The following is an 18,344-nucleotide window of genomic DNA, read 5'->3' on the forward strand; positions in this document are numbered from 1 at the left end:
CAACGCCCCGCTTTGGTGAAGAACGAGGAGACATAACATGCCGAGCACTGTGGCCCTGCGCTGGCCTCGACACCTCATCCGCTGCGCGGGCGCCCTGGCTTCCTTGCTGGCCCTGCTGCCCGCGGCGCGCGCCGACGAAGCCCTGCCGAAGTACGTTCCCGAACAGGAGGTTCGGGGCACCATCCGCAACTTCGGCTTCGGCCTCGGCGGCGTGCTCAAGCTCTGGGAAGAGGAGTTCCGCAAATTCCACCCGGCGGTCAGGTTCGACGACAACCTGCCGACCAGCGATGCGGCCATTCCCGCGCTGGTGACCGGCGTCACCGACCTCGCGCCCGACGGCGGCGAGGCGACGCTGACGGAGAACCTGTCCTTCTTCGAGGTCTACGGCTACCCGGTCACCGAGATCACGGTCGCGTCGGGGGCCTTCGACGTCGAGGGCAAGTCCAACGGGCCGGTCATCTTTGTGCACAAGGACAACCCGATCGCCTCGCTCAGCCTGCAGCAGCTCGACGGCATCTTCGGCTCCGAGCGCACCGGCGGCATGCGCGGCTTCAAGTGGACGCCGTCGGATGGCCGCGGCCCTCAGGCCAATATCCGTACCTGGGGCCAGCTGGGCCTCACCGGCGAATGGGCGGACAAGCCCATCCAGACCTACGGCCATGCCCCCTCCGGCACGGCGCGCTTCTTCCAGTGGAAGGTGCTGGGCAACGGCGACAAGTGGAACCCCAACTACCGCGAATACGTGGAGACGGGCAGCAAGATGATCGCGGACGAGGACAAGGCCGAGCAGCGCCTGGGCGTCCAGCACATGCTGCGCAAGGAGCTCTCGAATGATCGCTACGGCATCGCCTGGACCGTCATGCCGCAGGCCAAGGGCGTCGACGGCATCAAGGTCATCGCGTTGTCGACCGCCCAGGGGGCGGTGATGCCGACGGCGCGGACGTTTCAGGATCGCAGCTATCCGCTGGTGCGCAGCATCTATATGTTCCTGAACCGCAAGCCCGGCACACCGCTGGATCCCAAGCTGCGCGAGTTCCTGCGCTATGTCCTCAGTCAGCAGGGCCAGGCCGTCGTCGAGAAGAACGGCAGCTATCTGCCGCTGCCCACCGAAGTCGTCAAGGCGCAGCGACTGAAGCTGGATTGACCTCATGCCCGTGTCAGCTGCGGGCAACCCAAGAAGTGCAACCGATGAAGGTTCTCAACATGCAATCTAAGCTTTCCCGATCACAGGGCCAGGCCGCGACCTGCTACCGGATCGCCACTGGCGTGTCGGCGCTGCTCGCGGCGGGCATGGCATCCGCCGCGCCGGCCGCAGCGCCGCTGGTGGACCCTGCGATCCCCGCCTATCAGTCCACCGCGGTCACGCTGAACAAGTCCGCCGGCTATGTGCTGCCCGACGGCTCCGTCCAGATCATCGGCTGCGATGACATGGACGGGATCATCAAGAAGGTCAATGCCCTGTTCATCAAGGCGCAGCCCGGTTTCAAGTTCACCACCGTGATGAAGGGCAATGGCCCGGCCTTCCCCGGCATCACCTACCAGGCATCGCTGCTGGCGCCCATGTGCGGCGAGGCCACGCTGCTGCAGCAACTGCCCTACGAGAAGATCATGGGCGGCTCCAAGGCCGAACCCGTGGCGGCGCTGGGCATCAAGGTGGCGCATGCGTCGCTGAACCCCAAGGCCAAGCTCGGCCCGATGGCGCTGGTGGTGCACAAGTCCAACCCCATCAAGGCCCTGACCCAGGAGCAGGTCACCAGCATCTTTGCCTACGGTGCCGGTGAAGGCGACATCACGTCCTGGAACCAGCTCGGCGTCGGCGGCACTCTGACCGGCCAGGCCATCCACCCGGCCGGCCTGAACGAGGACGCCTACAACCGGCCCGAGGACCTGGGCATGGGCGAGTACATGACGTACCAGAAGCTGGGGCCCTTCCCGGGCCGCCCGTTCTCGCCCAAGTACGAGCGGCTGCAGCGCTACAGCGAGGTCGTGTCGCGCGTCGCGTCCGACCCGGCAGCCATCGGCCTGGTGGCGCTGAACAAGGTCACGCCGGCGGTCAAGGTCGTGCCCATCGCGGGTGCCGACGGCACGCTGACGACGGGCAGCCGGACCGACATCCAGGCAGGCCGCTACCCCTACGACCGCTTCCTCTACGTGTACGCACGGCGAGGTGTGGGTGAAGCCTTCGATCCGGTGGTGAGGGAGTACCTCCGCCTGATGCTCTCCAAGGAAGGGCAGCAGGCCATCGCTGCCGATGCCAAGGGCTATCTGCCGCTGAGCGCCAAGGAACTGGCCGAGGAGCGCGCCAAGCTGGACAAGGCCGAAACCTGGGCGCCGCGCTCCAAGCAGGGCCCGATGCTGAATTTCCCCTTCCCGTCGCCCACGCCCTGAGGAGCAGGCACATGAAGAAAGCACATGACATGTCTCGAGTGATGTCTCACCTGGCGAAGGCCGCCCTGGCGGTTGCCACTGCCTGCCTCGCGAACGCGGCGATGGCCTTCGACATTCCGAGCGAGATCACGCCCTATGTGGCCAAGCCCATCGCACCGCCGACCGAGTACCGCGCCTACATGGCCGACAAGGACACCATCATGGTGGCCGGCAATGACGTCCTGATCCCGCTGTTCGACAAGCTGCACGAGCGCTTCAAGGAACTGCATCCCAACATCAAGTTCAAGATGCTGATGTGGGGCTCGACGCTGGCCGTCGAAGGCGTGGTATCCGAGAAGTCCGCCTTCGGACCCATCGGCCGTGAGAACCGACGCGTCGAGGCCGACTACTTCCGTGAGCGTTTCGGCTACGACGTCACCTACTTCAAGATCGGCTACGACCACAACCCCAACGACAAGCTGTCGACCGGCATCTGGGTGCACTCCAGCAACCCGATCAAGCAGCTGACGAAGGACCAGGTCAAGCGCATCTTCTCGGCCGGCAACGGCAAGGGCGACATCACGCACTGGCGCCAGCTGGGGGTCACGGCGGCGGAGTGGGCGGACTTGCCCATCCACGCCTACATGCCGCGCGACACCCAGGGCATCCTGGCCATGATCGACGAGTTCCGCGACTTCATCGGCGGCGTGGCCTACACGCCGCGCATCGAGTGGCTGCCCAACGGCAACAAGGTCATCGACGCCGTGGCCCAGGACGCGTTCAGCATGGGCCTGATGGACTACTGGAACAACGCGCTCGAGATGCGCGGCGTGACCAAGTGGAAGCGCATGGAGGAGTTCGCCACCAAGGTGAAGTTCGTGCCCGTGTCCTGGGAGGAGGGCTCGCCGCCTTCCGATGGCACGCTGACCGGCATCCGTCACCCCTTTGCCAGCCCGATCGGCATCAACATCAACAAGGCGCCGGGCAAGCCCCTGGACCCCTGGCTGAAGGCCTATTGCGAGTTCCTGGTGTCGCGCGACGCGCAGGAAATCATCAACTCGCAGGCCATGGCCAAGTTCGGCTTCCGGCCACTGGAGCCAGGTGACCTGGCCATCGAACTCAAGAAGATCGAGTGAAGGACTCCACGATGAAGACTTTGAACCGATTCGGCATGGCCGTGTTGCTGGCCTGCAGCGCCTCGCTGGCCCAGGCCCAGGCCCCCAGCCTCAACGACATCCCGCCCTACAAGAAGGAGCTGGAATGCGAGGGCGGCGGCGGCCTGCGCCTGGTGGGCAACTGGATGCGCGGCAACATGATCAAGCTGGTGGATGCCTTCAACAAGCTGCATCCCGAGTGCAAGGCCAGCGCGAACTTCATGACCAGCAGCGAGGGCGGCATCGCGGCCCTGATGTTCGGTGTGGGCGATCTCGCGCCCATGGGCGACGACGCCAAGATCACCGACATGATGCCCTTCTACGAGGCCTACAAATACGTGCCGACGGAGATCTCCATCGCCACGGGCGGCTCGGAGAACCGCGGCACCTTGTGGCCGGCCGTCTTCCTGGTCCATAAGGACAACCCGCTGACCCAGCTGACCACCGACCAGCTGGCCCGCATCTTCGGCGCGTCGCGCACCGGGGGCTGGGAGATCGGTGCCGAAGCCAGCAACGGCCTGCGCTTCACCAGCAAGTACGCGCGCGGCCCCGAGATGAACATCCGCACCTGGGACCAGCTGGGCCTCAAGGGCGAGTACGCGGGCAAACCCATCCAGACCTATGGCTATGTCTCGCCAGGCTTCAAGATCTATCTCGAACGCAAGCTGAACCACTGGTCGCAGAAGTGGAACGAGAACTACAAGGAGTACGTCGAGACCCAGCAGGCGACCAAGGATGACGCGGGCTACAAGGTGGCCAGCGAGCGCATGCTGGAGGAGCTGTCCAAGGACAAGTTCGGCATGGGCTGGGGCGCCTGGCTGCACGCCAAGGACTACCCCAATCTGCGCGTGCTGGCCGTCGCGGCGAAGGAGGGTGGCCCCTACATCCCCTTCACGCCAGACAACGTGGCCAACAGGTCCTATCCGCTGGTGCGCGACTACTACCTCTACTTCCGTCGTCCGCCGGGCGGTCAGGTCGAACCCAAGGTGCGTGAGTTCCTGCGTTTCTGCCTGAGCCGCGAGGGCCAGAAGGTCATCGCCGACCACGGGGCCTTCTCGCCGATGCCGATTTCCTACATCAACGAGCAGCTGAAGAAGCTCAACTGAGCCATGGGCACGCTGCGGTCATTGACCTCGATCGTCGTCTTCGCCTGCGGGGCGGCTTCGGCCGCGCCTTACGCGGCGCAGGCGGCCATCGAGGGGCCGATTCGCATCTGGGGCAGCCCGGCGGATGCGGCGCTGCTGCAGAGCTGGCAGGCCGCCTTCCTGCGCCACCAGCCGCGCGCTCAGGTCAAGACCGAGCTCCATGGGCCGGACTCCGCGATGGCGGGCCTCTACACCGGCGTCGCCGACCTGGCCTTCATCGGCCGGGAGCTGCGGCTGCCTGTCGAGAGCATGGCCTTCGAATGGGTCAGGCTGCGCAAGCCCACGGTCGTCGACGTGGCGAACGCCGGCAACGGCCTGCTGCGCGTATCGGGCAACCTGGCCGTGTTCGTGCACCTGAGCAACCCCCTGGCCGGGCTGTCCCTGCAGCAGCTCGACGCGGTCTTCGGTGCGGAACACCGGCGCGGCGACACGATTGCCCGCACCTGGGGCGACCTGGGCCTGACGGGCGATTGGGCCAGCCACCCGATAGCCGTCGTGGCGCCGCCGGTGGACAGCGTCAACGCCGTGCATTTTCGGCGTGTGGTGCTGCAGAACAGCTTCAAGTGGAACCCGGCCCTGGAGGAGATCGACGGTGACGCGCTGGTTCTCGAGCGACTGGCGCGCAACCCCTACGCGATCGCCTACGCACCCAGGGCCGCGGCGACGGCGGCGGTGCGGGCCTTGCCACTGGCTGCCAGCCCCGGCGGCGCCCTGGTGCCGCTGACCGACGCGACGGCGGCAGACCGCAGCTATCCGCTGGCCCGGGCCGTGCACATCGCCTTCGACAAGGCGCCCGGGGCTGCGCCCAGCGCGGCGGTGCGGGAGTTCCTCAGCTTCGTGCTGTCGGACGAGGGCCAGGCCCTCATCAGGAGCGACGGCGCCTACCTGCCGCTGCGCCCCGCACAGGTGGAACTCGCGCTGAGGAGTCTGCAGTGATCGCGACGCTCGCCCGGCTGCTGCTCGCCACCGCCCTTGCCGCCACCGGTCTGGGCGCCGTGGCCGACACGCCCGATCTGCCACCGCCTTACAGGCCTTCAGGTAATTCATTACATGGGCGTATTGTCATCTGGGGCCATGGCGCGCTGGCCGGTCGCTTCGACTTCATCGAAGGGCTGGTGAAGCAGTGGGAAGCCGGCTTTCAGCAGCTGCACCCGGGCGTGCAGTTCGAGAACCGCCTGCATGGCACGGCCTCGGCCATCGGGGCGCTCTACACGGGCCAAGGCGACCTGGCGCTGATGGGGCGCGAGATCTGGCCGATGGAGGTCAGTGCCTTCAGAGAGGTCAAGGGCTATGCGCCGACCGGGCTGGGCGTCGTCACCGGCAGCTACAAGACCCGCAACCGGGGCTATGCCATCGTGGTCTATGTCCACAAGGACAACCCCATCCAGGGGCTGACGCTGAAGCAGCTCGACGCGGCCTTCGGCGTCGCGCGCAAGCGCGGCGGGCCGCCGGTGGTGACCTGGGGCGACCTCGGCCTGGGCGGCGAATGGGCCGGCCGGCCGGTCCACCCCCATTCCTTCTCGCTGGCGCGCGGCTTCTCGGAGTACCTGGAAGACGCCGTGCTGGCCGGCAGCAAGCGCTGGCGCCCCGATGTGCGCGAGTACGCCGACCTGCCCGGATCGCTGGGTGGCGCGACCGACGGCGGCCAGCTGATGCTGGATGCGCTGGCCAAGGACCGCGACGGGCTGGCCTTCTCCGGGGCGCTCTACGGGCACGCCGATGTCAGGCCAGTGCCCGTGGCCGTGGACGAGGCTGGTCCCTTCGTGGCGGCCTCCGAGCGCACGGTCATGGACCACTCCTATCCGCTGACCCGGATCATTTCCCTGTTCATGGACAGGGCCCCGGGCAAACCGATGCCCGCCCATCTCGACGCCTTCGTGCGCTATGTCCTCAGCCAGCAGGCGCAGGCGGCCGTGCTGCGCGATGGCGGCGGCTATCTGCCCGTCCTTGCAACCGAAGCCGCACGCGAGCTTCAGAAACTGGAAACCCAACCATGATTCCTCGTCCTGCCGTTCTCGCGGCCCTGCTGGCTGTCGCCTGCGTGGCGACCGTCGGCCCGGCGCTCGCCCAGAGCTCGTCGCAATCCCAGCCCACGGAAGAGTCCCGCAAGCTGCCGGTGGGCTCCCACGCCGAGCGCAAGGCACGCATGGCCAAGCGTGCCAGCAGCCAGGCCTACACGAAACAGTTCGACCTGTCGGGCCTGCCGGCCTATGTGCCGACCGAGCATCCCAGCGGCACGCTGCGCCTGTGCGGCAACAACTACGTGGGCGATTCGCCGCTGGGCGGTTGGTGGAAGGAGGCCTTCGAGAAGTTCCAGCCGGGCATCAAGGTCGAGCTCGATCAACTCGAGACGGCAGCGACCGCCATCCCCTGTCTCTACTTCGACCGTGCCGAGATCGGTATCAACCACGACCCGGGCTTCTACGACAGCCTGGCCCATCTGCGGCTCAAGGGCTTCGAGCCCATCGGATTCTCGGTCTTCACCGGTTCGATGGACTACGTCGGCTGGCAAAACAACATGGTCGTCTTCGTCCACAAGGACAACCCCATCGACGGCATCACGCTCAAGCAGCTGGACGGCATCTTCGGCACGGTCCGGGAAGGCGGCTGGGTGGGCACGGAATGGCACCCGGAGTTTGCACGCGGCGCGGACAAGAACATCCGCAGCTGGGGCCAGATGGGCCTGGGCGGCGACTGGGCCACACGTCCCGTCACGCCGCACGGCTATGCGGTGACCTATGCGACCGCGGTCGAGTTCTCGCAGAAGGTGCTTCAGGGCAGCAATCGCTGGAGCGGCGACCTGCATGACTACGCCAACTTCCGCCGCCCGGACGGCACGGTCTATCTCGAAGCCGACCAGATCTTCGACCATGTGCGCAAGGACCCCGGCGCCATCGGCTATGCGCGTTATCACCCGGGCTTCCCCAAGGACATCAAGATCCTGAAGGTGGCGCGCGACGACGGCGGTCCCTTCGTGCCCTACACGATCGAGAACCTGCAGGACCGCAGCTATCCGCTGTGGGGCGACCAGTCGCTGTGGGTCAGCGCCAAGGCGGGCGGCAAGCTCGATCCCAAGGTGCGCGAGTTCATCCGCTTCGCCCTCAGCCGGGACGGGCAGGCGCTGGTGCAGAAAGACGGCAAATACCTGCCGCTGAGCGCGGCGACGTCCAAGGCCGAACTGGCCAAGCTGGCCAGGTACTGATCCAACCCAGGAGACATTCACATGAAGACCAAGACCGTCATCGCGCTGGCCTGCGCGCTGGGGCTGGCTGTGCTCGCCAATGCGAGCATGGCGCAGCAACAGACCGAATCGGGTGTCGCTGCCAGCAAGGCGCAGAACGCACGCAAGAGCATCTGGACCCTCGACGTCACGAAGTTCCGCAAGGAAAAGTCGACGATGGGCGGCTACAAGAAGCAGTGGGACCTGTCGGACCTGCCTCGCTACGAGCCCAGGCAGCAGGTGACGGGCACGCTGCGCATCTGGGGCAGCAACTACCTCAAGGACGGCCCGCTGGGCGCCTACTGGGCCGAGGGCTTCAAGAAGTTTCAACCGGGCATCACCATCGAATACAACCTGCCCACGGCAGGCATCGCGGTGCCGGGTGTGGCCGGCAAAGTGGCCGATCTGGGCGTGGGCCGCCCGGCGACACTGATGGACCACCTGACCTTCGAGCAGGTCTACGGCTTCCCCGTCACGGAGATCACCGCGGCGACGGGCTCCTACGACGTCTACGGCTGGTCGCCCGGTTTCATCATCCTGGTCCACAAGGACAACCCGCTGACCCGCATCAGCATGAAGCAGCTCGACGGCGTGTTCGGCACGGCGCGGGAAGGCGGCTACGACAAGAGCACCTGGCGCAACGACTACCCCTACAAGCGGGGCGCCGACGAGAACCTCCGCACCTGGGGGCAGCTGGGCCTGACGGGCGAATGGGCCAACAAGCCCATCCACACCTGTGGCCAATCGCCGCGCGCCAACATCCAGAACGTGTTCCAGAGCCTGGTGCTCTACGGCAGCGACCAGTGGGTCGAGGGCTACCGGTCCTTTGCCAACTACGCGACGCCCGAGGGCAAGATCAACCCCTGGAGCAAGCAGGTGCTGGCGGCACTCGAAAGCGATCCGCAGGCGATCTGCATCGCCTCGCCTCTGACGCTCGAAGGCACCAATGTGCGCGAGCTCGCCGTGCAGGGCAAGAACGGCGGGCCCTTCGTGCAGCGCACCCTCGAGACCACGCGGGACCGCAGCTATCCGCTGATCAACGAGATCTACTTCTACGGGGTCAAGGCGCCCGGCAAGCGCATGGAACCCAAGGTCGAGGAGTTCCTGCGCTACGTGCTCAGCCAGGAAGGCCAGAACGAGATCCAGCGCGAAGGCCGCTACACGCCGCTGACCGGTGAGGTGGTGAAGGCCATGCTCGGCAAGCTCGAGCCGGGCGCCAACCCCTGAGCCGGCAATGAAGCGGCGTCATGCAGCCTGGGCCGTGGCGCTCGCCGGCCTTTCAGCCCGCGTCCTGGCGGCGGTCCCGCCCGCCGCCAGGCTCACGCCCCCGCCGACGCTGGAGTCGATCCCGCCGCGGCCGGCCGCGGCGGACAGCGAAGAGGCCCGGCTGGTGGCGACGCTGCCCGCCTACCGCCCCGAGGCGGCGGTCGGCGGCGTGATCCGGCTGTGGGGGCATGGCAATGCCAAGCTGCCCTGGATGCGCCATCTGGTGGCGCTGTGGGAGCAGGGCTTCCAGCAGTTCCACCCCGGCATCCGCTTCGATTACCAGATGCACGGCACCTCCTCGGGCGTGCCAGCGCTGTTCACCGGCATCGGTGACGTGGCCATCCTGGGCGAGGAAATCCTGCCCGAGGCCGTGCTGGCCTTCGAGCGCGTGCGGCATTACCCACCGCTGGGCATTGAGATCGCGACCGGCAGCCTGGACGTGCGCAACTTCGACTACGCGCAGCAGTTCTTCGTGCACCGTGACAACCCGCTGACCCGCATCTCGCTGGCGGAACTGGACGCGCTGTTCGGCACCGAACGCCGACGCGGCTGGCCCGAGGACATCCGCCGCTGGGGGCAACTGGGCCTGAAGGGTGCCTGGGCCGATCGTCCCATCTCCCTGTACGGCTGGGCCATGGACGACAGCTTCGGCGCCTTCATGCAGGAGTACCTGCTGGGCGGCAGCCACCGCTGGAACTGTGCCCTGCACGAGTATGTGCATCGCCAGCTGCCAGATGGTTCGATCTACGACCACGGCGCGCAGATCCTCGACGCGCTCGCGCAGGATCGATTCGGTCTGGCCGTCTCCAACATCCGCTATGCCGTGCCCGAGGTCAAGCCGCTGGCGTTGGCACGCCGGCCTGGCGAGGCCTATGTGCACGCCAGCAAGGCGTCGCTCATCGATCAGCGCTACCCCCTGGCCCGAACCATTCCTGCCGTCATCGACAGGCCGCCCGGCATGCCCATCGAACCCAAGGTCAAGGCCTTCCTCAGCTACCTGCTGAGCCGCGAAGGCCAGGAGGCCGTTAACCGAGACGGCCGCTACCTGCCGCTGTCGCCCGAACTGCTGGCCGAACAGCGGCGCAAGATCGTATGAAGCGTCGCAACTGTCTGCCTCTGCTGCTGCCCACCTGGGGAACGCCCCGAGCTATCGCGGGCACTGAGCCCGCTGGCACCGCGCCCGTGCTGCGGATCTGGGGGCCTGCGGCCATGTCCGGCATCGTGCAGCGCTGGAGCGAGGGCTTTCGCGCCGAGCATCCGGAGATCCGCATCGAGCCGCGCCTGATGGGCTCTGACACCGCGGTGCCGGGCCTGTACGCCGGCCTGGCCGATATCGCTCTGCTGGGGCGCGAGCCCGGCATCACCGACGAGAACGGATTCCTGCGGCCCAAGGGCTATCGCTTCACCCGCTTCGAGCTGATGAGCGGCAGTCTGGACGTGGTCGACCATTCCCCGGCGCTGGCGGCCCTCGTGCATCGCGACCATCCCCTGCAGGGCCTCAGCCTTGCCCAGCTCGCCCAGGCGGCGGGCTGCAGCGCGCGACACGGCGGCGCGCTGCGCTGGGGCGACCTGGGGGCGAGCGGCCGCTGGGCCTCACTGGCGGTGCGCGTCTTCCTGCCGGACCTGGACAGCGGCACCGGCCGCTTCTTCGTCCATCGCGTGATGCGCGGCAGCTACCGCCTGGACTGGCAGCGGGTGCGCGACTTCAGGGATCAGCGGCGCGCTGACGGCTCGACCTGGAGTGCGAGCGCCCAGTGCATGGCGGCCCTGCGCGAAACGCCGGGCGGCCTTGCGCTGGCCCATCTGCGCGATCTGCAGCCGTGGAGCAGGCCGCTGGCGCTGGCCGCTGCCGACGGCGCCGCCTTCGTCGAGCCCACGCGCGACAGTGTCAGCGCGCAGCGCTATCCCCTCGCCCGACGCACCTGCGCCCTCGTCGACCGCCCGCCGGGGCAGCCCATCGCGCCCCATGTCCATGCCTTTTTGCGCTTTGCGCTCAGCGAGGCGGGGCAGGGGCAGCTGCTGCAACTTCCTGGCTATCTGCCCGCACCAGCGGAGCGACGGCTGGCCCAACTTGCCGAGCTGGCCTGACTCGGCCGCCGGCTCTTCACACCCCCGCACGCCATGAGACCCATTGCCTCTTTCGCCGGCGTCGTCGCCGCGCTGTTCTGCCTGACCCTGCACGCCGCCGAGCCGGCGGACACCCGCGATGCCGCGGCGCTATCCAAGGCCCGCGCCATCGGCACCAAGACGCGCGCGCAGAAACGCTACTACGACAAGAGCTTCGACCTGTCGGGCCTGCCGAGCTACCAGCCGCGGCAGAAGGTGGCGGGGGTCATCCGCCAATGGGGCAACAACTACATCCAGGACAGCCCGCTGGTGAAGGTCTGGGAGCGCGAGTTCCAGGCCCACCATCCCCAGCTGCGCTTCGAGGACAACCTGTCGAGCTCGGCTGTGGCCTTCCCGGGCCTGATCGCCGGCGTCGCCGACCTTGCACCCATGGGTCGGCAGGCGTTGTGGGACGAACTCAAAGGCTTCGAGCGCGAGGGCGCTGCGGGCGGCAGCGAGGGCAGTTCTTCCGTCGAGATCGTCGAGATCGTGATGGCCACCGGCTCCTACGACGTGCGAGGCTGGACCTTTGCCCTCGGGGTGTTCGTGCACAAGGACAACCCCCTGTCGAAGCTGACTCTGGAACAGCTGGACGGCATCTTCGGCGCCGAGCGCTCCGGTGGCTGGGATGGCCTGGAATGGCATCCCGACTTCGCACGCGGCCCCGAGAAGAACCTGCGCACCTGGGGTCAACTGGGCCTCACCGGCGAGTGGGCAGACAAGCCCATCCACGTCTACGGCTACAACTTCAAGTACCACTTCACCGACGAGATCGACAAGAAGGTGCTGAGGGGCTCCGGCAAGTGGAACGAGGGCCTGCGCATGTACTCCAACATGGCCGGCCAGAAGGCCGACGGCTCGCTGACGGGCGCCGGCGAGTTGATGATGCGCGACCTGTCGAACGACCCCTACGGCATCGCCTACACCGGCATGCCGTTCAAGACGGCACAGACCAAGCCGCTGTCCCTTGCCGCCAAGGCGGGGTCGCCCTTCGTCGAACTGACGCTGGACAACGTCCAGGCGCGCCGCTATCCGCTGCTGCGCGACGTGTACTACTACCTCAAGCGCGAGAAGGGCCAGCCCATCGACCCCAAGGTCAAGGAGTTCCTGCGCTATGTGCTGAGCCGGGAGGGCCAGGCCGCCGTGCAGGCGGATGGCAAATACCTGCCACTGACGCCCGAGGCCGCCGCCGCCGAACTGCGCAAGCTCGACTGAGACCCCGAGGAGCCCCACCATGCCGTCATTCCGCCGCCCGTCCCCGCTGCAGTTCGTCGTTCTGGCCTGCCTGGCCAGCAGCATGCTCCCCGCGCTCGCAGCCGACGCGCCCGGGTCGCAGGACCCCCTGGAGATGCAACGCGCCCGCGCCGCCTGGCTGGCCGCCAAGGTCAACAAGGTTCACTACGCGCCGGATTTCGATCTCTCGGCCCTGCCGGCCTATCGCACGGAGCGGGCCCTGAGCGGCACGCTGCGGCTCTGGGGTTCGAACTATCTGGCGGACAGCAACCTTGCCAAATACCTTGAGGAGGGCTTCCGCAAGTTCCACCCCGAGGTGAAGTTCGAGAACGCGCTCAAGAGCACCTTCATCGGCATGGCCTCGCTGTACATGGACCGGGCCGACGTGGCGGCCATGGGGCGCAAGGCCACCTGGGAGGAGACCCAGGCCTTCCAGCGCGTGCTGGAGAGCCAGCCCGTGGAGATCGCCATGGCCACCGGTTCGCTGGACATCCCCGGTTGGACCTGGGCGCTGGTGCCCGTGCTGCACAAGGACAACCCGCTGAGCCGGCTGACGCTGGCGCAGCTGGACGGCATCTTCGGCGCCCAGCGCGATGGCGGCTGGATGGGCAACCGCTGGGACGCCGGCCAGGCGCGCGGCCCGGAGAAGAACCTGCGCACCTGGGGCCAGTTGGGCCTGACCGGGGAATGGGCGGACAAGCCCATCCACGTCTACGCCTACAACCTCAATTACCATTTCCCGCGCGACTTCGCCGAGAAGGTGTTCGGCGGCGGCTACAAGTGGAACGAGACGCTGCGCGAGTTCAGCAACGCCGCGGCGCCGGACGGCAAGTCGCTGATCAGCGCCGGTGACCAGCTCATCCAGGCCTTGTCGAACGACAAATACGGCATCACCTACACCAGCCTCAAGTACATGGGGCCGCAGACCAAGACAGTGCCGCTGGCCAAGACCGACGCAGGCCCCTGGGTCATGCCCACGCTGCGCACGGTACAGGACCGCTCCTATCCGCTGACGCGTGAGGTCTACCTCTACACCTACCAGCGCCCCGGCCAGGCCATGAACCCGCTGACCCAGGAGTTCCTGCGCTTCGTGCTCAGCAAGGAGGGCCAGGAGGCCGTGCAGCGCGACGGCAAATACCTGCCGATGACGGCCGAGTTCGCAGCCGAGCAGCGCGCCAAGCTGGAGGCAGGCGGGCGTGCGGCTGCTGCGGACGGCGGCTGATTCAGCCACCCGCGCATCCTGAACGAATCTTCATCGCCGAGACAGGCTGGCTACAGGCGCAAGCCAAAAAATCTGTCGCGGACATCGTTTTGGTTCGATGCCGCCGCTGGATTGTTGGAACGAGAACGTCGCATGTCCGGTGGCCACAGCGAGCGGCTCAATCCCTGACGTTCTTTGAGGGGAGCTGTCGAGGCAACGGCACGAGACGACGGACGGTCTCGAGTAGCGTGAAGAACAAATGGCTATCAGTGTGAGCAGAGTCGAAATTGCCGCGGGGACCTTTGCGTTGGCAGCGCTGACGGCCGTCTTCTTGATCGGCAATTTCCAGGTCGAACTCTTCGACGCTGCGCTGAAGGGCAAGTCAGCGGGCCCTGCACCCGCCGTGGTGTCGGTTGAACGGGTCAGCCGCGCAGCCCTGCCTGTCAAGGTCGTGACGCAGGGCCATGTCGTGGCGCTCAGCCAAGTCGATGTGCGGCCTTTGATGACGGGCACGATCCTCAAGGTGCACTTCAAGGAGGGCGATCAGCTGCGTGCTGGGCAGCCTCTCTTCACCATCGATGCTGTCGACCTGGAAGGGCAGCTTGCCAAGGCCGAAGCCAAGTACGCCGAAATCGAGGCGCAGGTCGATGACGCCGAGCGCGGGCTGGCGAGAACGGAGCAGTTGGCGAAAGCCAAGTTCTATTCCTCCAGTGCGGTCGACACGAGCGCCAGCCGGCTCGAGGTCCTCCAGGCACAGCAGAAGGCCGCGTCGGCCGAGGTGAAGCAGACCCGCGCGATGCTGGATCGGGCCCTGATCACCGCCCCCATCTCGGGCTACTCGGGCGCCATTGCCGTGCATGCGGGCAGCATTGCGCAGGCTGGCGCGGGTGCGCCGCTCGTCAACATCGTTCAGCTCGACCCGATTGGCGTGGAGTTCACCATCCCTGAGTCCTATCTGGCGGGCGTGCTGGCGAGCCGGGAGAAATCCTCGACCCGCATCGAGATTCAAGACGAGGACGGCCAGCGTCTCCAGGGGCGGCTGTCATTCGTCAACAACATCGTGAATACCGACAGCGGAACGATCACGCTCAAGGCCGAATTTCCGAACGCTTCGAGGCGGTTGTGGCCGGGTGGTTTCGTCAAGCTGGAGCTCGCCATGGCGACCACGGCAACAGTTGTGACCGTGCCGCCGCAGGCTGTTCTGGAAGGGCCGAACGGCAGGTTCGTCTATGTACTGGATGAGCATGACGTGGCGCAGGAACGCGCCGTGGCCATGGTGCGGCTGCAGGATCAGCGTGCCATCGTGACTGGACTGAACAGCGGCGAGACCGTGGTGGTGGAGGGACAGGCCAATTTGCGACCCGGTGGAATCGCAAAGATTGCCAAGAGTCAACCCCAGCCCCTCGCGATGCAACAGTCTCCCCAATGAGCCTCTCGGCCCTGTGTCTTCGGCGGCCGATCGCCACGCTGCTGTTCTGGCTCAGCGTTCTCGTGGCCGGCCTGTTCTGCTGGGCCCGGCTGCCCATCTCGGCGCTGCCGAGGTACGACACGCCCACCATCGAGGTGAGCGTCAAGCTGCCCGGCGCCAGCCCGGAGAACATGGCGAGCTCGGTGGCGACGCCGCTGGAGAAGCAGTTCTCGGCGATCCCGGGTCTGGCGCTGACGACCTCGTCGAGCGTCCAGGGCGAGACCCGCATCATTCTCGAGTTCGATTCGAGTCGCGACATCGATTCCGCCGCTGCGGACGTCCAGGCCGCGCTGTACCGGTCGACGCGGTCCCTGCCGCCCGAGCTTCCCGCCCCGCCGTCGTACAAGAAGCTCAATCCTGCCGATGCGCCCATCATCCTGATCGGCATGAGCTCGCCGTCCATGCCGCTGGCGACGCTGAATACCTACAGCGACAACATCGTCGTGCCGGCCATCGCGTCCATCCCGGGCGTGGCCCAGGTATTTGTCGGGGGACAGAAGCGCTACGCGGTCCGCATTCGAGCCCATGCGGAGAAGCTGGCGGCCATCAACCTGACGCTGGACGAACTCGCGACGACCTTGAAAAGCGCGAACTCCAATTCGCCGGTCGGTCAGCTCGACAACGATCGTCAGACGCTCGCGGTGCAGGTCACCGGCAAGCTCCTCAAGGCCGCCGACTTCGAAAAGACGGTCGTGGCGCGAAGGCAGGGCCGCGTCGTGAGGCTGTCGGATGTGGCCGAGGTGGTCGACAGCATCGAGAACACGCAGAACATGAGCTCGATCAACGGGGTGCCGTCGATCATCCTGTTCGTCCAGAGGCAGTCCGACGCCAACACCGTCGCGGTTGTCGACTCGATCCGGTCGCTGATCCCGAAACTGAAGGCGACCTTGCCCGCGTCGATCGCGATACAGACCCGCAGCGACCGATCGATCTCGGTGCGTGAATCGATCCGGGACGTGAACTTGACCATGTTGCTGACGATAGGTCTCGTCATCCTGGTGATGCTGCTCTTCCTAAAGAAGCTGAGCGCGACCCTGATCCCTGCCGTGAGCGTGCCGCTGTCGCTGGTCGGCACCTTCGGGCTGATGGCGGCCCTGGGGCTCAGCCTGGACAATATCTCGTTGATGGGGCTGACGATTGCCGTCGGCCTGGTCGTCGACGACGCCATCGTGGTGCTGGAGGCCATCATGCGCCGCATCGAGGCCGGCGCCGACGCTGCCGACGCCGCCGTGGCGGGTGCCACCGAGGTCGGATTCACCGTGATGTCCATCTCGCTCACGCTGGTCGCGGTCTTCGTGCCGATCTTCTTCATGCCGGGCACCATGGGCCGGCTGTTCCATGAGTTCGCCCAGGTCGTCACGCTGGCGATCCTGGTGTCGGCCGCGGTGTCCCTGACGCTGATTCCCATGCTGGTGCCGCTGGTCAGCCGCTTCATCCATCGGTCGCGACCCGAGCCGCGCTGGGCGCGAGGCTTCGAGGCGCTCTACGAGCGGACATTGAGCTGGTATCTGTCCATGCTTGAGGTCGTGCTGCGCCGGCGAAAGTCGACGCTGTTCGTGGGCCTGCTGACCTTGATCGCCACCGTGGCGCTGTATGCCAGTGCTCCCAAGGGGTTCTTCCCGCGCGAGGACCTCGGGCAGATCGTCGTGACCGTGAAGGCGCCGGAGGACATGTCCTTCGTCGGTCGCCTGGCCGTGGTGCGGATGCTGGAGAAAGCGCTTCAATCGGATGCCAGCGTTGCCGCCGTCGCCAGCAAGGTGGATCACGACACGACCCAGTTGGTGCTCGACTTGGTCGAGCGGGGTTCGAGACCGCCCATGGATCAGGTGCTGTCGAGCTTGCGATCCAAGGTGTCCATCGTTCCGGGCGTGCGCGTCTTCCTCAGCCCGGTGCAGAACCTCAAGGTGGGCGGCAGGTCTTCGCCGAGTGCCTTCCAGTACACGCTGCAGGCTGTGGGCTCTGCTTCGATCGAATCCTGGGCCGAGCGTCTCGTTGCGGAGCTGCGGAAGTCGCGCGTGCTGACTGGCGTCAGCAGCGACGTTCGGATGGGGGGCTTGGACGCGCGTCTGTCTGTCGACCGTGACAAGGCCGCACAGCTGGGCGTCGAGATGGCCACGCTGCGCAGCACGCTCTACGACGCCTTTGGCGGTCGCCAGGTGTCAACGGTCTATGCACCCGAGGACAGCTACCAGGTCATCCTCGAGACGGCCCAGAACGGCAGGCAGGACGAAACCAGCCTGCTCGCCCTGGAGGTGCGCACCCCATCCGGTGCGGTGGTTCCGATCGGAGCCTTTGCAACGGTCAGCCGGGGGCGCGGCGTGACCGCGGTCAATCATCAGTCCCAGCTGCCGTCGGTGACGCTCTCCTTCGACCTGGCAGACGGAAAGTCGCTCTCGGACGCGGCCGAGGAAATCCGGCGCGCCGAGCAGGCGATCCAGCTGCCCGCCACCATCTATGGCTCATTCAGCGGCGAGGCGGCTCTGTTCAGCCAATCCCAGTCGACGCAGGTCTGGCTAATCGTCGTTGCGGTAGCTCTGATCTACGTGATTCTTGGCATGCTCTACGAGAGCTGGATTCATCCGCTCACCATCCTGATGGGCATTCCCTCCGCTGCCGTGGGCGCGCTGCTGGCCCTCAAGGTGTGCGGACTCGAGCTGACCTTCATCGCCATGATCGGGATCCTGCTGCTCGTGGGCATCGTGAAGAAGAACGCCATCATGATGATCGACGTGGCCGTCGAACTGCGTCGCGAGAAGGGGCGCGATGCCGAGGGGGCCATCCGCGAGGCATGCCGATTGCGCTATCGACCCATCATGATGACCACGCTTTGCGCATTGATGGGCGCGCTTCCGATCGCGCTGGGGCTTGGCGCGGGTGCCGAGTTGCGTCAGCCCCTCGGGGTGTCCATCGTCGGGGGGCTGTTGTTTTCGCAGTTCGTCACCCTGCTCCTGACGCCGGTGCTCTATGTGTGGTTCGATAGCCTGAGGATCGGCCGCGGCGTCGGTGTCGACCAGTGCGCCGGTGCCGCGACGCCGACAACCTGAGCTGCCGCTGGTCCGAGCCGTCCAGATCGAAGGGCTTGAGGGCGTGGCCGTCCGTACCTCCCCATGCGGTCTTGCACGGTGCCCCACCCGCGTCACAGGTCCATGTGTCGAAGGCATGGGCGCTTGCCGGCAGTGCTCGG

14 protein-coding genes are annotated in these 18,344 nt (G+C 66.6%); all 14 read left to right on the top strand.

Annotation, left to right across the window (positions count from 1 at the left end; genetic code table 11):
* The first annotated feature begins 37 nt into the window (after positions 1 to 37).
* The 14 genes from AC07VX_RS12765 to AC07VX_RS12830 all read left to right on the top strand — a co-directional run bounded on the left by AC07VX_RS12765 (position 38) and on the right by AC07VX_RS12830 (position 18,204).
* Positions 38 to 1,144, top strand: coding sequence for a PstS family phosphate ABC transporter substrate-binding protein (locus tag AC07VX_RS12765; RefSeq protein WP_493165094.1), 1,107 nt, complete (start codon positions 38 to 40; stop codon positions 1,142 to 1,144).
* A 59-nt stretch (positions 1,145 to 1,203) separates the two neighbouring features.
* Positions 1,204 to 2,388 (top strand): PstS family phosphate ABC transporter substrate-binding protein, encoded by a 1,185-nt coding sequence (locus AC07VX_RS12770; protein ID WP_493165095.1) that lies wholly within the window; start codon positions 1,204 to 1,206, stop codon positions 2,386 to 2,388.
* Positions 2,389 to 2,399: 11 nt separating this feature from the next.
* Positions 2,400 to 3,503, top strand: coding sequence for a PstS family phosphate ABC transporter substrate-binding protein (locus AC07VX_RS12775; protein ID WP_493165096.1), 1,104 nt, complete (start codon positions 2,400 to 2,402; stop codon positions 3,501 to 3,503).
* Between the two features lie 11 nt (positions 3,504 to 3,514).
* Positions 3,515 to 4,627 (top strand): PstS family phosphate ABC transporter substrate-binding protein, encoded by a 1,113-nt coding sequence (locus tag AC07VX_RS12780; protein ID WP_493165097.1) that lies wholly within the window; start codon positions 3,515 to 3,517, stop codon positions 4,625 to 4,627.
* Positions 4,628 to 4,630: 3 nt separating this feature from the next.
* Entirely contained in the window at positions 4,631 to 5,602 is a 972-nt protein-coding gene (locus tag AC07VX_RS12785; protein ID WP_493183904.1) for a PstS family phosphate ABC transporter substrate-binding protein, read from the top strand.
* On the top strand, positions 5,599 to 6,663 hold the full coding sequence (locus AC07VX_RS12790; protein WP_493165099.1) for a PstS family phosphate ABC transporter substrate-binding protein: 1,065 nt from the start codon (positions 5,599 to 5,601) through the stop codon (positions 6,661 to 6,663). The genes AC07VX_RS12785 and AC07VX_RS12790 overlap by 4 nt, the downstream gene beginning before the upstream one ends.
* Positions 6,660 to 7,868, top strand: a complete 1,209-nt coding sequence (locus AC07VX_RS12795; protein ID WP_493165100.1) for a PstS family phosphate ABC transporter substrate-binding protein — start codon at positions 6,660 to 6,662, stop codon at positions 7,866 to 7,868. Before AC07VX_RS12790 ends, AC07VX_RS12795 begins: the two co-directional genes overlap by 4 nt.
* 21 nt (positions 7,869 to 7,889) lie before the next feature.
* Positions 7,890 to 9,113, top strand: a complete 1,224-nt coding sequence (locus tag AC07VX_RS12800) for a PstS family phosphate ABC transporter substrate-binding protein (RefSeq protein ID WP_493165101.1) — start codon at positions 7,890 to 7,892, stop codon at positions 9,111 to 9,113.
* Between the two features lie 7 nt (positions 9,114 to 9,120).
* On the top strand, positions 9,121 to 10,248 hold the full coding sequence (locus tag AC07VX_RS12805) for a PstS family phosphate ABC transporter substrate-binding protein (protein WP_493165102.1): 1,128 nt from the start codon (positions 9,121 to 9,123) through the stop codon (positions 10,246 to 10,248).
* Entirely contained in the window at positions 10,245 to 11,240 is a 996-nt protein-coding gene (locus AC07VX_RS12810; RefSeq protein ID WP_493165103.1) for a PstS family phosphate ABC transporter substrate-binding protein, read from the top strand. Before AC07VX_RS12805 ends, AC07VX_RS12810 begins: the two co-directional genes overlap by 4 nt.
* Before the next feature lie 33 nt (positions 11,241 to 11,273).
* Entirely contained in the window at positions 11,274 to 12,473 is a 1,200-nt protein-coding gene (locus AC07VX_RS12815) for a PstS family phosphate ABC transporter substrate-binding protein (protein WP_493165104.1), read from the top strand.
* Between the two features lie 19 nt (positions 12,474 to 12,492).
* On the top strand, positions 12,493 to 13,713 hold the full coding sequence (locus tag AC07VX_RS12820) for a PstS family phosphate ABC transporter substrate-binding protein (RefSeq protein WP_493165105.1): 1,221 nt from the start codon (positions 12,493 to 12,495) through the stop codon (positions 13,711 to 13,713).
* Positions 13,714 to 13,951: 238 nt separating this feature from the next.
* Positions 13,952 to 15,121, top strand: a complete 1,170-nt coding sequence (locus AC07VX_RS12825; RefSeq protein WP_493165106.1) for an efflux RND transporter periplasmic adaptor subunit — start codon at positions 13,952 to 13,954, stop codon at positions 15,119 to 15,121.
* Positions 15,118 to 18,204: an efflux RND transporter permease subunit gene (locus tag AC07VX_RS12830; RefSeq protein WP_493165107.1), complete on the top strand. Its 3,087-nt coding sequence runs from the start codon at positions 15,118 to 15,120 to the stop codon at positions 18,202 to 18,204. Before AC07VX_RS12825 ends, AC07VX_RS12830 begins: the two co-directional genes overlap by 4 nt.
* The last annotated feature ends 140 nt before the right edge of the window (positions 18,205 to 18,344 follow it).

This window comes from Roseateles sp. GW821-FHT03B02, from assembly GCF_059421025.1.